Raw genomic sequence first — 18,197 nt, 5'->3', positions numbered from 1 at the left:
GAAGTCGGGGATCTCAACCCTGGTAACACACCATCTATTATCCACAAAAACGATAACCAAAACCTCGCATAGTTTCAATGGCTTTAGGAAAACCACATTCTAATAATTTGCGTCTTAGTAATCTCACTTGTGCAGCCACAACATTACTCACTGTATCACTTTCAAAATCCCACAATCTAGCGCGAATTTGTTCATGAGTTAGGATTTGTTGAGGATGCTGCATTAAATATTCTAGTAGTTGAAATTCTTTGGCTGTAAGGATAATTGGTAAAGAAGGTTCTAATCCTAAATTCACAACTGAAAAATTACTATAATCTAACATTAATGAACCTATTTGTAATTGCGGTGGTTGGAAATTTGGTAATCTTCTTTGTAATGCCCTTACCCGTGCCAATAATTCTGCCATCCCAAAAGGTTTAACAAGATAATCATCAGCACCCGCATCTAAACCCGTAACCCGATCATTCATGCTATCTCTAGCTGTTAATAGCATAATTGGTAATTGATTTTTTTGCCCTCTTAATCTTTGACATAATTCCAATCCTGATAACTTGGGTAACATCCAATCTAAAATTGCAATTTCATACCTTTGTGGTACTGTATTCAGATAATCCCAAGCCGTTTGTCCATCTTCAACCCAATCTACTATATAATCACGCTGGGTAAGAGCATGATGAATACTAGTTCCTAAATCATGTTCATCTTCAACTAATAATAACCGCATATATAAAAGTTATATTTAATAATACTAATTATTAGGGTGAATCAGACATGAAACTTTATCAAATTTACCTCAATTATCGAGTCGAAAACACCCTAAAATTTTCGAGTCCGGTTTTCACAATGTTTTACAGAGGCTGGGACTTATACCAATTTTGATACCATTGTTCCATCTGCCTAATTTCCGCTGTTTGACTTTTAATGATAGACTTGGCTAAATTACGGATTTGTGGTTTGGTAGTTTTTTTAGCAATCATCTGCGACATTTGTACAGCCATCCGATGATGAGGAATCATTTGACGGATAAATTCTTGGTCAAAATCTGGTGCATTTTTTAATGTTTCTAAATCCATATTCATGCACTGCATTTTGCAATTCATCGGCATTTTCATCATGTCTGGGTTCATCTGTTGTCCCATATTTCCATGATTTGCCATCATTCCTTGATCAGTCATAGCCATTACAGGTACTTCTTTACCGTACCATTTCTTATACCAGGTTCGCAGTTGTTCAATTTCGCTGGTTTGATCTTTTTTAATAGCAACCGCGAGGTTCTTAATTTCTGGATGTTGTGCGCGAGTGAATGCGATATCAGCCATTTCTACTGCTTGCTGATGGTGTGGAATCATCATTTCGATAAAATGCTGATCTGTTTGCATCATCATCCCTTTTTTGGGGGGATTAGCTTGTTTAGATGAATGATGAGAACTGTGTTCAGAATTGGGACTTTGTGCTTGTGTGTTACTGACGAGTAATAATCCACTCACAGCACTACTACTTACTAACCCAATCAAACCATAAATTAAATTTTTGCTTTTCATAACTTGTTTTTCTTTGAGAATATGAAGATTTAATAGTAAAAGTCATCAAACCTAACTATTGCAAATACTTTCACCCAGTTATGTGTTTAACTGTAATTATAGCTTTTCATGGCAGTATGAAATCAAGATGAAATGTTTTGTGATATTAACATTTCTTAATACAGCAGTTTCCGCTCTTATGAGGTACAAAGTTGAATCATGAAACTCTTGTAGTGCGGGCATACTATGGCTAACGCCACGCTGCGCTATCGACAAGCTCAGTACAAGTCTTGCCCGCTAGATATGTACCTCATAACACCGGGAAGTGCTGTAAAACAAACATCTATCAAATTTCAGCGGTTAAAAATTATCATTTCATTACCCACCACTGGACTCCGGGCAATTATTTTCTTTTGAGAATCAACAATTTCTAAATGGATAAAATTCAGTTCTTGAGAACGTTGTAATATTTCCGCAGCTAGTTTATTCTGTTGGGATTTTTCCAGATCATACCAAATATCACTAATTTCCACAGTTAAATCGCTGGTACGGAAATTAGCTTGAAGAGGTTTTATGAGTTGAGAAATAATATTTTTGTCTTTGGTATTCTTCACGGAAATGCTAATTTCTGAAAACTGATTTTCAATTGCTGCTAGTAAAGCTTGTTCAGGTGTTAATTCAATAACTGGAATTGGAGTTGGTTCAGTTTCTATAACTGGGGTTGGTATTACTTCCGGTTCTATAACTGGGGTTGGTATTACTTCCGGTTCTATAACTGATTTTGGGGGGATAACTTCCTCTACTGGGGGAACAGTTGCAACTTCAGCAGATTTAGGAATAAATGTAAATGTACTTATCCCTATTGTCACCACAAAAATTACAGCAAAAATTCCTGTCAGCACCGTATCTGACACATTGTTAGATATATTTGATGGTAAAAATAAGCGGAATGTCCTTAAAAATCCATCCCAACGCGATAAAAAATTAGTTTTTTTCTGAGTATCAGCGGGTGTTTCTGTCTCCAGTTTCACTACTGTAGTTTCTAAAACACCAATTGTTCCCCGCAAAACTTGGATAATTGTCGTTTTCCAAATTGGTTGATTTTTTTGATAAAGTATAGCTGCGGGTTCATTTCTTGATTTTCTACGTTTTTCTCCTGACATGGAACTTTTACCCAAATTAGCGAATCAAAAACAGAGAAAACATACAGCAAATTTCGCTCTAATGAGGTACAAACTTGAATTATGAAACTCTTGTAGTGCGGGCATCTTGCCCGCTACATAAGTACCTCATAACACCGGAAAGTGCTGTATTTTGACTATAATCAATTATTGTGCCATTTAATGAATTATGAATATTAACCGCCGTCAATTTTTGTTTTTAAGTGGAATCAGCACCATAGGATCTGGATTTTTGGGTGGGAAATTATTAAATACAAATTCTCTCATAGAATCAGCAATAGCCGCTAAACCAGTCAAAAAAGACTTATTATTGCGTTTTGTCTCCGTTGCTGATACGGGAACTGGCACAAAAGGACAATATGCTGTAGCTAATGCTATGAATTTTTATCATCAGCAAAATCCTTATAATTTGGTGATTTTAGCTGGTGATAATATCTATAATAATGGGGAAATTGAGAAAATAAATGAAGTTTTTGAACGTCCCTATCAAGCTTTACTAAAAAATGGTGTCAAGTTTCATGCTTGTTTAGGTAATCATGATATTCGCACTGATAATGGTGTTCCCCAAGTTAAATATCCTGGTTTTAATATGCAGGGACGTTATTACACATTTAGTCAAAATAAAGTTCAGTTTTTTGCTTTAGACACTAATGGTAATGCTGATTGGAAAAATCAATTAATTTGGTTAGATCAAGAATTAAGTCTGAGTAAAGCCCCTTGGAAAGTTGTTTTTGGTCATCATCCTATTTATTCATCTGGTCATTATGGGAATAATAAAAGTTTTATTAAAACCTTTACTCCTTTGTTTAAAAAATACAATGTTCAGCTTTATATCAATGGTCATGAACATAATTATGAACGAACTCGCGCTATTAATGGAACTACCTATTTAATCTGTGGCGCTGGTGCAGGTAATCGTCCGGTTGGCCGTTCTCAATGGACAGAATATTCAACCAGTGATTTGAGTTTTGCAGCCTATGATGTGTACGCAGATAGAATGGAAGTGAGTGCTATTGATACTAAAAATAGAATTTTTGATCGAGGTATAATTAACTTAAAAAGTGTTTAATGAAAGGAGTCAGGAGTCAGGAGTCAGGAGTTAGAAAGAAGAAAGAAAAGAAGTATAATCAAAAAACTTTTCCTTCCCCTGTTTCCTGTTCCCTGTTCCCTATTCCCTGCTATTTAGTAATGGTTGAGGTTGATTCCTGCTTCTTTTGCCATTGCGTCTAAACCTTTGAATTCTAAGGTTTTGATAGCTTTGGTGGAAAGTTTCAATTTCACCCAACGGTTACCAGCAGCCCACCAAACCCGCTTGTTTTGCAGATTAACGTGTTGTAGACGGTTGGTGTGACGGTTGGAGTGGGAAACGGAACAAGCGTTATTGGCTTTTTTACCAGTTAGTTGACAACGACGGGACATAATAAATATCTCCTAGAGTGTTATTTAAAGACAACCTTCCTATTATATCTGCAAACCAGGCTAGATGACTGGAAATCATTGAAAAAGGTAATGAGCAAAATATGTAGTAGAGACGTTTCATGAAACGTCTCTACATTGAAATAATCGAGAGTAATTTCTATTTGCTGGCTTGTTCTGTTAGCTTGGTGAGTACGTCATTAGAACGTTCGACAAAGGATTTCATCCCATCTGCATCAAAGCCTTTTTGCGATATAAGTGCCAAATCGTAAACGTGCTGACACATCATATTAACTAATTGACTGGATGGGGATTCACCATCACCTTGAATAATACTGCCTTGACTGAGATTAACCAAGTTTTGAATTAACGGGTGAGCAGTATTTACTAGTAAAATATGTTCTTCGGGAAATTCAGCGTTTTGTTGCTGCATCATAGCACTCATTTCTCGCATCCGCCGGAGAAATTCGGGTAATAATACCATTGCTGGTGGTGTTCCCTGTGGGTCATCTGATTTTAAGGACTCGGTGCGGATGTTGAGTTTTGGCTTGTTGAGGGCTTTCTCAAATAGTTCTTTAATGACTTCTCCTTTGGTCTTGTTGGTGGTGGGGTCAACAATTTCGCCAGTTTTGTCATCGAGGAGGGTATTATCGAGGTCAGAGTCTACCCGTGTAAATTTAACATCTCGATATTCTTGTTCGAGGAAGTTAATGAAGTGGGTATCAATGAAGGAGTCCATAAAGAGGACTTCTAAACCTTGATTTTTGTGCAGTTCTATGTATGTGGATTGAGTAGCTGCATCGGTGCTGTAGAATACCTTGTTTTCGTGACGTTCTTTGTTCCGTTCTAGGTATTCTTTGAGGGTGGTGTAGGGGATGCTAGTCGCGTTTGCTGGGGTAACATCTTGCCAAACATCACCGTCAGCAGATTGAACTTCAACGGCTGCGGTGTCGGCTACAGGGGCTTCTAATTTGGCTGTACTGCGGAAGATGATGATGTCTTCAACTTGTTTTTTGAATTTATCATCGTTGAGAACGCCAAATTTCACGAATGTTCCCAAGTCTTTCCAGGCTGTTACGTATTGTTCGCGGTTATCGCGGTATAATTCTTTGAGTCTATCGCCGACTTTTTTGGCGATATAATCTCCTATTCTCTTAATAGTGCGATCGCCTTGTAATGCACTCCGAGAAACGTTCAAAGGTATATCAGTGCTATCAATCACGCCCCGCATGGGCATCAAAAACTGGGGAATAATTTCCTCACAGTTATCACTAACAAACACCTGATTGCAGAATAATTTAATTTGTCCTTTGGTAACATCTACATCAGGACGCATTTTCGGAAAGTACAAAATCCCGTTAATCACAAAGGGATAATCTGTATTCAAATGTACCCACAGCAAGGGTTCTTCTTGGAAAGGATACAAATAGCGGTAAAACTCTAAATAATCTTCCTCTTTAAGATTACTGGGAGATTCACGCCATGCAGCTTTTTGTTTATTTAAAACTTCCCCATCCATTTTAATGGGAACTGACATGAAATCGCAGTAAGTCTTGACAAGATTCCTAATTCGTGCTGGTTCGAGAAACTCCTCTTCTTCTCCTTCTAATGTGAGAATAATTGTAGTTCCACGAGTGGTGCGAGGAGATTCATCTAAAACAAATTTAGGTGAACCATCACAAGTCCAACGCACAGCTTGTGCGCCTTCTTGATAGGAAAGAGTATCAATCTCTACTTGCTTCGCTACCATGAAGGAAGAGTAGAAACCTAAACCGAAATGACCGATAATAGGTTGATCTGCCTTACCTTCATACTTGTGAATAAATTCTTCAGCACTAGAGAAAGCAACTTGGTTAATATATTTTTTGACTTCCTCTGCTGTCATTCCAATGCCATTATCAGTAATGGAGAGGATTTTGTTGTCTTTATCAATGCTAATGGTAATTTCTGGTTCACCAATTTCCCCATTGTATTCCCCAGCGCGGGATACCATGTTTAACTTTTGGATAGCGTCTACCCCGTTGGATACCAGTTCCCGCAAGAAGATTTGATGGTCTGAGTAGAGAGACTTCTTGATAATCGGGAAAATATTATCGGTATGAATACTGATATTGCCTTGTTCTAGCATAGTTATCCGTCGGTTTTACTTGCAGATATATTTTATGAAAATCATTTTTCCGTGATTTTATCCTTTTTGGGGTCAGGAATACCTCTTCATTATGATTCGGATTACACTACCATGTTGGGGATTGGGGACTGGGGAATGGGGACTGGGAAGAGAATTTTAGGTAAAAAGTTGTAGCAAACTTATTTGCTAAATTTAAGTAATTATGATGCAATGGGTATATTCGACCATTTAAAACTCATAGTGAAAAAACAATGACAGATCCATTTACAGTTATAACGGCAAGCACTATCGCAAACCTAGCTTTCCAAGAATTTATTAAATCAGGATCTGGGGAACTTGCCAAGAAATTTACCACAGAAGCGATCGCTAAAATGGACGAACTGCGGAAAACTATTTTAAATAAGTTGCGGGGTACATCTCCAAACGTTGATGAAGCATTGACTAAAGTTGAGAAAGGAGATAGCGCAGCTTTACCAACTATTACTAAATATCTGGATGTCGTTATGGAAGAGGACAGCGATTTTGCAGAACAGATAAAAAATATTGCACATCAAATCAATATTGGCAAAATCCAGGATAACAGCAGTATGACACAAAACATTTCTGACAATGCTAGAGGCTGGCAAACTAAAGTAGAAGGAGGCACAGCTTACATTGGGGAAATTCATATCAATGATCCAAAATAAGATCAAAGACATCTCCAACAAAGAATGTAGAGACGTTCCATGGAACGTCTCTACAAGGGTTCTGAATCAAACATATTTAATTTTTGGAAATATTTAAAAGACTCCTAACAGGAATAATTTGAAATGAAAATAGTAATAGAACAACTATGTCAGATGGCTGTTAAGTTAATTCAGAGTCATCCTCAAGCAAGTCCTGAACAGTTAGCAAAAGATTTGCAGCAAGCTTTCAAAGATGATTCAGAATTAGCAGCAAGTTTTCGTCAAAGCAATTATGGCAATGCTAAAGGCTTTCAAACGTTAGTTGAAGGTGGTATAGCCAATATTGGTGATCATTTTCATTTCAATCAAGAAAGGTTACAAGCTGTTTTAGAAATTTTCCTACAAAAATACTTTCCTCAACCTCCCTCACAACTAAAAGGAAACCCTTTCACACCACCTCAACCCCGTGAGGGTGGATTGTTTGGACGAGAAGAGGAATTAGAAAAACTCCATCAATTATTGCAAAGTGGTAAAAACGTTTGTGTTGTTTCTGGAATGGGAGGAATTGGTAAAACTGGACTGGTGCGAGAATATGCAAATTTACCAGAATGTACATCATTATTTACTGGTGGAGTCTATTATATTGATGTCAGAGATAGGGAAAATATGGCTGGGGAAATTATCGCTTTGACTAAATGGAGATTTAAAGCAGATTTACCAGCAAATTTATCTACTCAACAAATGGTAAATAATTGTTGGCAACAATGGAAATACCAAACAGAAAATGTATTATTGATTTTTGATGATATATCTAGTTTAAATAAAGATATCGAATCCTATTTACCACCAAAGGATTTAGTTTCTCTGCGAGTATTAATGACTTCGCGGGAAACACCAGATAAACGCATTGCGGAAAAGTTAGAATTACAAGTTTTGTCAGAAGCAGCAGCAGTAGAATTATTAGCTGCAATTATTGGACAATCACGAATTGATGCAGAACCAGAACAGGCTAAACTACTTTGTTATGAGTTGGGATATTTGCCTTTAGCTTTAGAATTGGTAGGATATTATTTAGATGATGAAGATTATCAGGATTTATCATTGTTAGCAATGGGTGATAAATTGCGAGAGAAAGTCAAACATCCTTCACTGTCACCAGAACAAGTACCGGGAGGAATACAAGCAAAAAGAGGTTTACAAGCTGCATTTGATTTAAGTTGGGAGGAATTAAAACCAGAAGCACAATATCTCGCTTGTGTTTTAGCCGCTTTTGCACCTTCTCCTATTCGTTGGGATTTTGTGACAAGAATTTATCAACAGTTGCAAGGTGAATTATTTAATGAGGATAATTTAAAAGACCGTTGGTTAAAATATTTAATAAAACGGCATCTAGTGATAACTGTTGAAAAAAATATTTATAATTTACATTTGCTTATTCACGACTATTTTAGTGAACATCTGAAACAACATTCTGATTACAGCCAAATTAAACAAGCATATTGTGATATTTTTGCCATTGTTGCTAGTAATATCAATCAACCAATCAATTTAATAACATTCAATTTAATTGAACCACATTTAAAAAAGATAATTGGTTGGTGTGAAAACAAAGAAGATATTAAATTTGCTTACAGTTTAAATGGTTTAGCACGGTTATACCATTCTCAAGGAGAACACAATAAAGCAGAACCTCTCTATCGTCAGTCTTTAGAAATAAAAAAATGCCAACTAGGTACAGATCATCTTGATGTTGCAAAAATTTTAAATGAGTTAGGATTAATGTATAGTTGCCAAGGACTTTATATTAAAGCAGAATCTTTCTGTTGTCAGTCTTTAGAAATCAGAAAACACCAACTAGGTACAGATAATCTTGATGTAGCTCAAAGTCTTAATAATTTAGCATTATTGCACCATTGCCAAAGACGTTACATTAAAGCAGAATCTTTATATCGCCTATCTTTAAGAATTAGAAAACGCCAATTAGGTACAAGTCATATTGATGTTGCACAAAGTCTTCATAATTTAGCATTACTTTATAAAAATCAAGGACGATATAATAAAGCAGCACTTTACTATCTTCAGTCTTTAGAAATACGTAAATTTCAACTCGGTACAGAACATTCTGACGTAGCACAAAGCTATTACAATTTTGCATTTTTATATGAAGCACAAAATAAATATAAAGAAGCTGAAAAATTATTTAACAAAGCATTAGCAATATATCAAAAAGTATTAGGAAATCAACACCCCAATACGCAAAACGCAGCACTTATGGTAAAAACCTTATACGTAATGAGCTTTTTGCATTGCAAAAAAGATACATTATTTGCTGTTCTTGACGCACTTGCTCAACGAGCAAACCTTCCCGAACTAAATACAGAAATAGCATTAGCATTACTAGAACAGATAGAAAGTGATCCTGATTTATTGTTATCTATTCGAGAGTCTTTGCACCAATAACCAAAAGCATCGGATAGCAATACATAAAAACAGGTTTACAATGCAATCATAAAATTGTCTGAATCAGGATGTCCAGGATTAAAGGATTTACAGGATTATAAGTGTCAAAATGCTTGATAAATTACTAAAATCCTGAAGAAGATCATGCTTGAGTTAAATAAATATAGTGCTATTTTGTGGGAAACTCTCACAAAACCAATTTTGATTCGCGTAATTCATCATTAACTTACAAAAAATCATTGAAAACAACTACCAAAACCATAGACAGAAAACTGCTTAGATAGAAAATGACGCAATAATTAAAGTAAAACCCCTAAATTATCCACAATAATGACTCTTATACATATCATCTTGTAAATCCTATAATCCTGGACATCCTGATTCAGACAATTATTCCCAAAGCATCAGATAACAATCCAAAAAAATATTTTTATCATCCATTCATAACTCATCGCCAAAAAAAGATAATAAAGCTATTGACTTCCTATTTAAAATATGTTATCGTGAACTTGATAAGGAAGAACCATCTCGCAAATAGATAATTTAACTCTCCGTGCCTCTGCGTCTCTGCCTGAGAAAAAAATAATAACCCTATTTGCCAACCCAATAAAACATTAACCCTTAACATCTTAAAAGCATCGCCAAAAAAAGGTAATAAATCTATTGACATCTCATTTAAAATATGTTATCCTGAACTTGATAAGGAAGAACTATCTTAAATATAGAAAATAAGGAGTTAATTATGCGATTAGCACTATTTTATCAACGAGATAAACAACAAGCTAGACGAGATGGTGAAGAACATTTGATTTTACGTCTAATAAATCGCCGATTTCGTGAAATTAAATCCTCATTAATCGAGCAAATTCAATTATTGTCTATAGAACAACTAGAAAATTTAGCAGATGCTTTGTTAGATTTTTCACAAGTTGCTGATTTAGAAACCTGGTTACAGCAACAGAAACCGCAATAAACAGATACAGCCATATACTATAAAGCCCGTAGGGGCGGGGTTTCCCCGCCCTCAATTCCATTAAACCAAGCATAACAACTTAATATTAGTAATACTAAAAAGATTAAATTGCGATTTTAAACCATTGTCATTTATTCTTTAAGCATTGCATAAAAAACAAAAATATTAGATATCAATACATAAGCATTGTTTAGCAATCCAAATCTACTCAAATAAAAAATCTAAATAACGTATTGCCATAAATACACATTGTATAGTAAACTGATACAAATATTTTCAACAACAAAGTTATCATGCCAGCCCCAGATACTACCCGCCGCATCACCCCTAGCAACCTCCAGCAAGACATAGATTCTTACAACGGACTCAAAGCCGTAACTGGTTATACCACTGCTCGTGTAGCAGCCACACCAGAAGCATTACAAAAAGCTTATGCAGAAATGGTGACAAGACAACAAGAAGAAACCGAAAAACAAGCATTATTTAAAGCCTCCGCAGACGCAGCCAAACAAGCAGAATGGGAGTTCCATAATGCTGTTTTAGCCATGAAAGAAGCAGTAAAAGGTCAATTCGGGTCAGATAGTGATGCAGCCCAAGCAGTAGGTTTCAAGAAGAAATCAGAACGGAAACGTCCCACCAAAAAGAAAACCGAGTAGGATATTCTCATGATCTTATACCATTTCTTTATGAAGCTGCGTTGAATTTTGTAACCTTGTCTTTTCCTCCTCTGTGTTCTCTGTGCCTCTGTGGTTCGTTCCTTTCTAAATTTGGGGCATCTTTATACAGAATTGGCATTAGACAAGCGATCGCACTCATATTTTTTCTAAGATCAAAAAGTAGTGATATGGGAAAGTAGGATCAACATATTCTTCCCTCACTATCAAACCAGCTTTAGCAACAGATTCCAAAAACCGCTTTTTGGGATATCCTTTCAATCCCAATTCCCAATAATGTTCATCACAAAGTGGTGTTGTACTCCAAAATTGGGGAATTTCCCAGAGTAAATGTCTGGCTTTAAGCAAAAAAGAAGTTTTGATTTGCAATGACAGATATTCAGTAGCATTGGGAATCGAAATCACCAAATATTTCTTAGTAATTGCGGCGAGTTTTTGCAATGCTAATTCAGATTTTTCATAAGGAAAATGTTCTAATACCTGAAACAGAACAATTGCATCAAACTTATCTTTTGGTAGTGTAAAGTCCGCCGTCAAATCCAAGATTATATCTGGTTTGAGACTAGGATCAATATCCGCAGTAGTTACATTATAATTACTTTGTCGGAGTATTTCTGTAAGCAAAGAATTAAAAATACCAATTTCTAGAACATTTTTAACCTGACTACCCAAGGAAAACAATAACCGCGACTGATGATGATAACTAATAAATCTTTCCTTAGAAAGATATTGCGAACTTGTAATCCCTAAAGAAGAAATCAATTCCATAGAAAGCCCCCTATTTACTCATGAAAATGCTTAAAGTTTTTTACTAAAACTTAACCCAGTTTCAACCTTATCAATGATGATAGTATCACCAGAAACAAAAGTATTTTCCAGTAACTTCGTAGCCAGAGGATTTTCTACCTCGCGCTGAATTGAGCGTTTTAATGGACGTGCGCCATAAACTGGATCATAACCAGCTTCCACAAGATGATCACAAGCGGCTTGAGATATCTCGAAAGAGATTTTTTGTTCTTTGAGCAGATTTTCCACCCGTTTGAGTTGAATACGGATAATATGCCCCATTTCTGAACGATTAAGAGCGTGGAAAAGAATTAAGTCATCTATGCGGTTGAGAAATTCGGGACGGAAGTGACTTCGCAAACCTTCCATCACCTTATTACGCATTAAATCATACTTGGAATCATCCCCAGATACATCCAAAATATGTTCACTACCAATGTTGCTAGTCATAACTATGACAGTATTGCGAAAATCTACAGCCCTTCCTTGAGAATCAGTAACTCTACCATCATCCAATACCTGCAACAAAATATTAAATACATCGGGATGGGCTTTTTCCACTTCATCTAACAGCACTACTGAATAAGGATGTCTGCGAATCGCTTCGGAAAGTTGTCCCCCTTCTTCATAACCCACATATCCGGGAGGCGCACCCACAAGGCGGGAAACTGAATGTTTTTCCATGTACTCGGACATATCCAAACGCACCAAAGCATCATCCGAATCAAAGAGAAATTGAGCTAAGGCGCGGGCGAGTTCGGTTTTACCCACGCCAGTTGGTCCCATAAACAAGAATGAACCAATAGGACGTGAGGGGTCTTTCATCCCCGCACGGGCGCGACGGATAGCCGCAGAGACGGCGGAAACGGCTTCTTCTTGACCAATTACCCGTTCATGCAAATGACTTTCTAATTGCAGTAATTTTTGCCGTTCTGATTCCAAAAGGCGATTTACAGGGATTCCTGTCCATTTAGCGACAATTTCGGCAATATCGGCTTCGGTGACCTGTTCGCGCAACAAAGTCGAACCTTGGGTTTGCATTTCTAAAAGTTTCGCTTCTTTAACTTCTCGTTCTCGTTGCACACCTTCTAACTTACCGTACTTCAATTGAGCGGCTTTGTTTAAATCATAGTCTCGTTCTGCTTGTTCAATTTGCACCCGCATGGCATCTTCTTCTTTCTTTAACCCGCTGATAGATTCTAAAATCTGCTTTTCCCCTTGCCATTGTTCATTAAATATTTGCTGTTTAACTGTTAAACTGGCAATTTCTTGTTCAATTCGTTCTAATCGTTCTCTAGTTGGAGAAATACTCTGTTCTTCTCCAGATAATGACAGCTTTTCCATTTCTAGCTGCATTAAGCGCCGGTCAATGGTTTCTAATTCCGCAGGTTTGGATGTAATCTCCATTTTTAATTTCGCTGCGGCTTCATCAACTAGGTCAATAGCTTTGTCTGGTAGAAATCTATCAGCAATGTAACGCGCTGATAAAGTTGCGGCAGCCACTAAAGCGGAATCGGAAATTTTGACGTTATGATGCACTTCATAACGCCCTTTCAAACCTCGCAAAATCGAAATTGTATTTTCTACTGTTGGTTGATCTACATATACTTGTTGAAAACGTCTTTCTAATGCTGCATCTTTTTCAATAAATTTGCGATATTCATCTAAGGTAGTTGCCCCAATACAACGCAATTCACCCCGCGCCAACATAGGTTTAAGCAAATTTCCGGCATCCATTGACCCTTGTTGATTAGAACCAGCCCCGACTACGGTATGCAGTTCATCAATAAATAAAACTACTTGCCCGTTTGATTCCGTAACTTCACGGAGGACATTTTTTAAACGGTCTTCAAATTCACCTCTGTATTTTGCTCCTGCAATCAAACTACCGATATCCAAGGAAATCAATTGGCGATTCTTTAAAGACTCAGGAACGTCGCCATTTACCATTCTTTGGGCTAATGCTTCAGCGATCGCAGTTTTGCCAACTCCTGGCTCACCAATTAACACAGGGTTATTTTTACTACGTCGAGACAATACCTGAATTACCCGGCGAATTTCATCATCTCTCCCAATCACAGGATCTAATTTTCCTGCTTTGGCTTGTTCTGTCAAATCTCGTCCAAATCTTTTTAAAGCTTCCTCTTGCACATCCGCTTCTGCTTTTGGAGATGCTTTGATTTGGGGAGTAGCGCGAACCGATTTAACCCCAAGTTCTACTTGAGCAATATCTATATTTAAGCTTTTAAATAATCTTCTACCAACCCGTTCATCATTACCAAACGCTAAAATTATATGCCCTTCTGAGATTTCCTCCTCTCTCATTTTGGCTCTAATTTCATCGGCTTTATCTAAAAGTAAATCTAAATTTCGCCCCAGGTAAAGTTGATCACTTTTTCCAACCTTGGGTTGACGTTGGGTAAAAGCCTCTAGTTGTTGTTTGAATCGGACTGAATCAACTTCCGCACGGGTGAGAATGGCTGTAGCTAGGCTGGTAGGCTCTTCTAAAAGGGCGATAATTAAATGTTCAACTTCTAATTGTTGTTGTTTATAAGCACGAACCACGTCTTGGGATTTTGTTACCGCTTCCCAGGCTGTATCAGTAAATTTATCAGGATCTGTAGGCTGCATTTGTAAAATTTTAGATTTTAGACTTGTAATTTAAGTTTAGGGGGGATTTGGGTAATGGGTAAAGAAGTTCTCTTCCTACCCTCTACCCTAAATTATTCTGGAGTTTTTAATTGAATCAATTCAACTTTATAACCATCTGGATCTTCCACAAAAGCAATTACCGTTGAACCATGTTTCATTGGTCCTGGTTCTCGGACTACTTTACCACCCAGTTGTCCAATGGTCTCACAGGTAGCGTAAATATTATGCACACCCAAGGCGATATGACCATAGGCACTACCTAAATCATACTTTTCTACGCCCCAGTTGTGGGTGAGTTCTAAAACTGAATGATCACTTTCTTCTCCATAACCGACAAAAGCCAGGGTAAATTCTCCCGCTGGATAATCTTTCCGGCGGAGTAACTTCATTCCCAGTACATCACAGTAAAATTTTAAGGACTCTTCTAAATTACCGACGCGAAGCATTGTATGTAGTAATCGCATATTTAACCTTTGTTCAATGCTTATATTTTATAACTGATAGGGAATTTTCACGATATTTGCGTTTAATTCTGCTTTTAATTGCTCAGTCGTTGACAATTCTATCTTAACTAATTTCAGCAAGAGCTTGTGGTAAAATTGATTTTAATTTCAGATGGAGGAAATAATTATGATTTCATCACCTTTGATATTACATTTTCCCTCATCAATGCAAATGACAGATGAAGAGTTTTTTGATTTCTGTCAAGAAAACCGTGATTTACGCATTGAGAGGAATGAATTCGGAAATATATTAATTATGCCACCTGTTGATTCAGAAACGGGAAATCGAGAATTTCATATTATTGGACAGTTAGCAATTTGGTCAGATGAAAATGGTTCAGGAATTGGCTTTTCTTCCAGTGCGGGATTTACACTTTCCACAGGTGCAATACGTTCTCCTGATGCTTCCTGGATAAAATTAGCAAGATGGAATCAACTCACACCTACACAACAACAGAAATTTGCACCTATTTGTCCTGATTTTGTCATTGAATTAAGGTCAAATTCTGATAATTTGCAGCCTTTAAAAGAGAAAATGCAGGAATATATGCAAGAACCAGGAATCCAATTAGGGTTATTAATTGACCGCAAAAATCGCCGAGTTTATATTTATCGTCCTGGACAAATAGAAGAGTGTTTAGAAAATCCTGATACTGTGAGTTGTGAACCTGTTTTATCAGGATTTGTTTTGAATATGGGGAAAATTTGGTAGTAATTAAATTGATAACAATGCTTGGGATTGGCTTATATCATAGCATTTTTCAGAATTATATATCAACGCGATAGGGGTTTTTTCTGCATCTAATTTTCTAATCGGATTGAATAATTTGGCTACAGCTTCTTTACTGCTTTATCATCGGTTTTATAACTTAAAGAAGATGAAGAAGATGGAACTGAATTCTCAAAATTAGAACTTGGTACAGATGTTGTTTTTCCTCCTAGTCTCTGACGTACAGACCTGACAGTAATTACTTGTTCTGCTGTAATCGCACTTATACCTAATTGATAATCTGGAAAATATTTTTGCTAGTGGTCAATTTGCAGGAAGTTATCAAAATGAATATAAAAATTATCAAAATTTTTTCACAATGATAACAGAAGTTGAACATCAAAGTAGTTTAATTTTAATCACTCAAGAAAAATGTGCAGATATGGACTTTGAAGATGAAGAATTATCTCACATTCAATATTTACTGAAAACAGTTGTCCAAGAAAAAGTTTTATTTAATTTATCTGCTGTATTTAAAGAGTATTTACAAATGAGATAAGTTACGGTGGGAAGGGACGAATATTTATTGCAACTACTCATAAACTTTACTTCGATGTGCAATCAGCAAAATAGTTACCAGCTTTGAATTATCATCAATTTCATAAATCACTCGATAGTCACCCACTCGATAACGATAATAACCTGAGAATTCACCTTTCAGTGCTTTTATATTAGGATAATTACGCGGCTCAATCTTTAAAATTTCAAAACATCTGTCTAACTTCTTTTGTAAAGTAGCAGAAGCAGATTCAAAAAAATCTTGAGCATCAATGCCAATAACAACCGTATAGTTAATATTTTCGTTTAAGTTGCTCAACAGAAATTACCTTACCTTCTTTAACATTTTCTTTCGCTTTAGCAAAATCTTCTTTAAATCCTTGAATTTTCAATAACTCTTCAGTAGCATCATTATCTTGTTTATCTGCCAAATACGCCAAAAAATCAACAGCCACTAATAATCTTTCTGGTGACAGTTTATCAACATATTCTTGAATTTGTTGACGAATTTCTACTGTATTCATAAATAATCTTTGCTATTTTCTGAAAATTATAACATACAAAAATGTAGAAATATATGTCAGAATCAGGGATCATTGTCACCCGTCGTGATTGGAAATCTTCTTTAATGTCAGCCGATTTTCCCCCAGAAACACATAAACTAGCGATTGGGTTATTAGTAAACTGTAAAGGTTAACCCTGACGACATACTCAAAATCAAGGACAAACCACGAATGACTAAATTTCTAGACACCGCTATTGAAGCCATTATCTCCCGCGAAATCCTTGACTCACGGGGAAGACCTACCCTAGAAGCAGAAGTACATTTAGCTGGTGGTGCAGTGGGACTCGCACAAGTTCCTAGCGGGGCTTCTACAGGCACATTTGAGGTATTTCTTTAGCAGCAGCCAAAGCAGGTGCAGTAGCTTTGGATATTCCTCTCTATCGCTATTTGGGTGGACTTTTGGCGAATTTGCTTCCTGTACTCTTGATGAATGTGATCAATGGTGGAGCGCACGCATCTAATAACGTTGATTTTCAAGAGTTTATGATTGTTCCTATCGGTGCGCCTTCTTTTAAAGAAGCATTGCGTTGGGGTGCGGAAGTATTTGCGACTCTCAGCAAAGTGTTAGATGATAAGAGTTTGCTGACAGGTGTGGGTGATGAAGGTGGTTTTTGTTAGGCTAAAGTTAATATTCTTGATTTAGTAATGCCACAGTACGATTTATATCACAATCAAGTTAAAAATGCTCTAACCAAAGATGGATGGGTAATTACCGATGACCCCTTTATACTAGAATACAAAGGCTTGCGTTTATATGCTGATTTAGGAGCAGAAAAATTATTTGCTGCCCAGAAGATGCAGCAAAAGATTGTAATTGAAATAAAAGTTTTTAATAGCCCTTCTTTAATTACAGAATTAGAAAAAACATTAGGACAATATAATATTTATGTTAGTTTAATTAAAAGAATCAATCCAGAACGTAAATTATATTTAGCGATTCCTGAAGCTGCTTATCAAGACTTTTTTCTTAAACCAGCTATTCAAGATATTTTAAGTGATCAACAGCAGATTAATTACATTATTTTCGATCCAATTCAGGAGGTAATTGTACAATGGATAAGTTAGAAAAATACAGAAGAATTATAATTAGTATTGTTGGAAATCACGCTAAGTATAAACCTAGTCATGGAAAAATTGAGGCTTTATGTATTTGTGATCAAGAATCTGATAATTATTTGTTAATGGATACGGGTTGGGATAGAACAGGTAGAGTTCATGCAGTGGTGTTTCATCTGCGAATTATTGATGGTAAAATCTGCATTGAATGGGATGGTACGGAAAGGGGAATAACTGGGGAATTATTGGAATTAGGAGTAGGAAAGGATGATATTATTTTAGGGTTTATTCGTCCTGAATATCGGCAGTTTACAGATTTTTCTTTGGCTTAGGCTTAAAACACAGCCATTA

At 36.4% G+C, this 18,197-nt stretch carries 19 protein-coding genes and 1 pseudogene; 10 read left to right on the top strand and 10 right to left on the bottom strand.

The window, feature by feature from the left end; all coding sequences use genetic code 11:
* Window positions 1-37: 37 nt before the first annotated feature.
* From rppA to FJR08_RS02870, 3 genes are all read right to left on the bottom strand, one after another.
* Entirely contained in the window at window positions 38-724 is a 687-nt protein-coding gene (gene rppA / locus FJR08_RS02880; RefSeq protein WP_015080247.1) for a two-component system response regulator RppA, read from the bottom strand.
* A gap of 124 nt (window positions 725-848) precedes the next feature.
* Window positions 849-1,541, bottom strand: a complete 693-nt coding sequence (locus tag FJR08_RS02875) for a DUF305 domain-containing protein (RefSeq protein WP_015080246.1) — start codon at window positions 1,539-1,541, stop codon at window positions 849-851.
* Window positions 1,542-1,873: 332 nt separating this feature from the next.
* Window positions 1,874-2,683, bottom strand: a complete 810-nt coding sequence (locus tag FJR08_RS02870) for a hypothetical protein (RefSeq protein ID WP_168632090.1) — start codon at window positions 2,681-2,683, stop codon at window positions 1,874-1,876.
* A 187-nt stretch (window positions 2,684-2,870) separates the two neighbouring features.
* On the opposite strand from FJR08_RS02870, the gene FJR08_RS02865 reads away from it, so the two are divergent.
* Window positions 2,871-3,770, top strand: a complete 900-nt coding sequence (locus FJR08_RS02865; protein ID WP_168632089.1) for a metallophosphoesterase — start codon at window positions 2,871-2,873, stop codon at window positions 3,768-3,770.
* A gap of 113 nt (window positions 3,771-3,883) precedes the next feature.
* Here the strand turns inward: FJR08_RS02865 and rpmB are convergent, their stop codons facing one another.
* Window positions 3,884-4,120: a 50S ribosomal protein L28 gene (gene rpmB, locus FJR08_RS02860; RefSeq protein ID WP_015080243.1), complete on the bottom strand. Its 237-nt coding sequence runs from the start codon at window positions 4,118-4,120 to the stop codon at window positions 3,884-3,886.
* Between the two features lie 157 nt (window positions 4,121-4,277).
* Window positions 4,278-6,245 carry a molecular chaperone HtpG gene (gene htpG, locus FJR08_RS02855; protein WP_168632088.1) on the bottom strand — a complete coding sequence of 656 codons (1,968 nt, stop codon included), beginning with the start codon at window positions 6,243-6,245 and terminating at the stop codon, window positions 4,278-4,280.
* A gap of 251 nt (window positions 6,246-6,496) precedes the next feature.
* On the opposite strand from htpG, the gene FJR08_RS02850 reads away from it, so the two are divergent.
* The 4 genes from FJR08_RS02850 (at window position 6,497) to FJR08_RS02835 (ending at window position 10,999) form a co-directional block, all read left to right on the top strand.
* A complete protein-coding gene (locus FJR08_RS02850) occupies window positions 6,497-6,931 on the top strand; it encodes a hypothetical protein (protein WP_168632087.1) in 435 nt (144 codons plus the stop codon).
* A gap of 123 nt (window positions 6,932-7,054) precedes the next feature.
* Window positions 7,055-9,370, top strand: coding sequence for a tetratricopeptide repeat protein (locus FJR08_RS02845; RefSeq protein ID WP_168632086.1), 2,316 nt, complete (start codon window positions 7,055-7,057; stop codon window positions 9,368-9,370).
* A 742-nt stretch (window positions 9,371-10,112) separates the two neighbouring features.
* A complete protein-coding gene (locus FJR08_RS02840) occupies window positions 10,113-10,343 on the top strand; it encodes a DUF4351 domain-containing protein (RefSeq protein WP_168632085.1) in 231 nt (76 codons plus the stop codon).
* Between the two features lie 293 nt (window positions 10,344-10,636).
* The gene (locus tag FJR08_RS02835; protein ID WP_168632084.1) at window positions 10,637-10,999 is read left to right on the top strand and encodes a hypothetical protein; all 363 of its coding nucleotides are present in this window, start codon (window positions 10,637-10,639) and stop codon (window positions 10,997-10,999) included.
* Between the two features lie 156 nt (window positions 11,000-11,155).
* Here the strand turns inward: FJR08_RS02835 and FJR08_RS02830 are convergent, their stop codons facing one another.
* From FJR08_RS02830 to gloA, 3 genes are all read right to left on the bottom strand, one after another.
* Window positions 11,156-11,785, bottom strand: coding sequence for a methyltransferase domain-containing protein (locus FJR08_RS02830; RefSeq protein ID WP_168632083.1), 630 nt, complete (start codon window positions 11,783-11,785; stop codon window positions 11,156-11,158).
* 30 nt (window positions 11,786-11,815) lie between these two features.
* Window positions 11,816-14,434, bottom strand: coding sequence for an ATP-dependent chaperone ClpB (gene clpB, locus FJR08_RS02825; protein ID WP_168632082.1), 2,619 nt, complete (start codon window positions 14,432-14,434; stop codon window positions 11,816-11,818).
* Between the two features lie 92 nt (window positions 14,435-14,526).
* Entirely contained in the window at window positions 14,527-14,919 is a 393-nt protein-coding gene (gloA, locus tag FJR08_RS02820; protein WP_168632081.1) for a lactoylglutathione lyase, read from the bottom strand.
* A 166-nt stretch (window positions 14,920-15,085) separates the two neighbouring features.
* On the opposite strand from gloA, the gene FJR08_RS02815 reads away from it, so the two are divergent.
* On the top strand, window positions 15,086-15,670 hold the full coding sequence (locus tag FJR08_RS02815; RefSeq protein WP_168632080.1) for a Uma2 family endonuclease: 585 nt from the start codon (window positions 15,086-15,088) through the stop codon (window positions 15,668-15,670).
* Window positions 15,671-16,046: 376 nt separating this feature from the next.
* Window positions 16,047-16,226 carry a hypothetical protein gene (locus tag FJR08_RS02810; RefSeq protein WP_041458002.1) on the top strand — a complete coding sequence of 60 codons (180 nt, stop codon included), beginning with the start codon at window positions 16,047-16,049 and terminating at the stop codon, window positions 16,224-16,226.
* A 33-nt stretch (window positions 16,227-16,259) separates the two neighbouring features.
* Here FJR08_RS02810 and FJR08_RS02805 read toward each other — a convergent pair whose 3' ends face one another.
* Both FJR08_RS02805 and FJR08_RS02800 read right to left on the bottom strand, forming a co-directional pair.
* A complete protein-coding gene (locus FJR08_RS02805) occupies window positions 16,260-16,544 on the bottom strand; it encodes a type II toxin-antitoxin system RelE/ParE family toxin (protein ID WP_168632079.1) in 285 nt (94 codons plus the stop codon).
* The gene (locus FJR08_RS02800) at window positions 16,519-16,749 is read right to left on the bottom strand and encodes a hypothetical protein (RefSeq protein ID WP_168632078.1); all 231 of its coding nucleotides are present in this window, start codon (window positions 16,747-16,749) and stop codon (window positions 16,519-16,521) included. The genes FJR08_RS02805 and FJR08_RS02800 overlap by 26 nt, the downstream gene beginning before the upstream one ends.
* A 210-nt stretch (window positions 16,750-16,959) precedes the next feature.
* On the opposite strand from FJR08_RS02800, the pseudogene eno reads away from it, so the two are divergent.
* From eno to FJR08_RS02785, 3 genes and pseudogenes are all read left to right on the top strand, one after another.
* A pseudogene (eno, locus tag FJR08_RS02795) lies at window positions 16,960-17,402 on the top strand (phosphopyruvate hydratase); the annotation flags it as partial.
* Between the two features lie 33 nt (window positions 17,403-17,435).
* Window positions 17,436-17,855, top strand: coding sequence for an element excision factor XisH family protein (locus FJR08_RS02790; RefSeq protein ID WP_027400758.1), 420 nt, complete (start codon window positions 17,436-17,438; stop codon window positions 17,853-17,855).
* Window positions 17,843-18,178 (top strand): XisI protein, encoded by a 336-nt coding sequence (locus FJR08_RS02785; RefSeq protein WP_039201781.1) that lies wholly within the window; start codon window positions 17,843-17,845, stop codon window positions 18,176-18,178. Before FJR08_RS02790 ends, FJR08_RS02785 begins: the two co-directional genes overlap by 13 nt.
* Window positions 18,179-18,197 lie beyond the last annotated feature (19 nt).

Origin of the sequence: Dolichospermum sp. UHCC 0260 (genome assembly GCF_009711985.1) — a bacterium.
In the GTDB taxonomy this organism is placed as follows: Bacteria; Cyanobacteriota; Cyanobacteriia; order Cyanobacteriales; family Nostocaceae; genus Dolichospermum; species Dolichospermum lemmermannii.
The sequence above is the reverse complement of the archived record's forward strand: the minus strand, read 5'-3'. Positions and strand labels throughout refer to the sequence as shown.

Bases quoted from the DNA above. Each gene is read 5' to 3' on its own strand.
- rppA (WP_015080247.1), bottom strand. From the start codon at position 724: ATGCGGTTATTATTAGTTGAAGATGAACATGATTTAGGAACTAGTATT.
- FJR08_RS02875 (WP_015080246.1), bottom strand. From the start codon at position 1,541: ATGAAAAGCAAAAATTTAATTTATGGTTTGATTGGGTTAGTAAGTAGT.
- FJR08_RS02870 (WP_168632090.1), bottom strand. From the start codon at position 2,683: ATGTCAGGAGAAAAACGTAGAAAATCAAGAAATGAACCCGCAGCTATA.
- FJR08_RS02865 (WP_168632089.1), top strand. From the start codon at position 2,871: ATGAATATTAACCGCCGTCAATTTTTGTTTTTAAGTGGAATCAGCACC.
- rpmB (WP_015080243.1), bottom strand. From the start codon at position 4,120: ATGTCCCGTCGTTGTCAACTAACTGGTAAAAAAGCCAATAACGCTTGT.
- htpG (WP_168632088.1), bottom strand. From the start codon at position 6,245: ATGCTAGAACAAGGCAATATCAGTATTCATACCGATAATATTTTCCCG.
- FJR08_RS02850 (WP_168632087.1), top strand. From the start codon at position 6,497: ATGACAGATCCATTTACAGTTATAACGGCAAGCACTATCGCAAACCTA.
- FJR08_RS02845 (WP_168632086.1), top strand. From the start codon at position 7,055: ATGAAAATAGTAATAGAACAACTATGTCAGATGGCTGTTAAGTTAATT.
- FJR08_RS02840 (WP_168632085.1), top strand. From the start codon at position 10,113: ATGCGATTAGCACTATTTTATCAACGAGATAAACAACAAGCTAGACGA.
- FJR08_RS02835 (WP_168632084.1), top strand. From the start codon at position 10,637: ATGCCAGCCCCAGATACTACCCGCCGCATCACCCCTAGCAACCTCCAG.
- FJR08_RS02830 (WP_168632083.1), bottom strand. From the start codon at position 11,785: ATGGAATTGATTTCTTCTTTAGGGATTACAAGTTCGCAATATCTTTCT.
- clpB (WP_168632082.1), bottom strand. From the start codon at position 14,434: ATGCAGCCTACAGATCCTGATAAATTTACTGATACAGCCTGGGAAGCG.
- gloA (WP_168632081.1), bottom strand. From the start codon at position 14,919: ATGCGATTACTACATACAATGCTTCGCGTCGGTAATTTAGAAGAGTCC.
- FJR08_RS02815 (WP_168632080.1), top strand. From the start codon at position 15,086: ATGATTTCATCACCTTTGATATTACATTTTCCCTCATCAATGCAAATG.
- FJR08_RS02810 (WP_041458002.1), top strand. From the start codon at position 16,047: ATGATAACAGAAGTTGAACATCAAAGTAGTTTAATTTTAATCACTCAA.
- FJR08_RS02800 (WP_168632078.1), bottom strand. From the start codon at position 16,749: ATGAATACAGTAGAAATTCGTCAACAAATTCAAGAATATGTTGATAAA.
- FJR08_RS02790 (WP_027400758.1), top strand. From the start codon at position 17,436: ATGCCACAGTACGATTTATATCACAATCAAGTTAAAAATGCTCTAACC.
- FJR08_RS02785 (WP_039201781.1), top strand. From the start codon at position 17,843: ATGGATAAGTTAGAAAAATACAGAAGAATTATAATTAGTATTGTTGGA.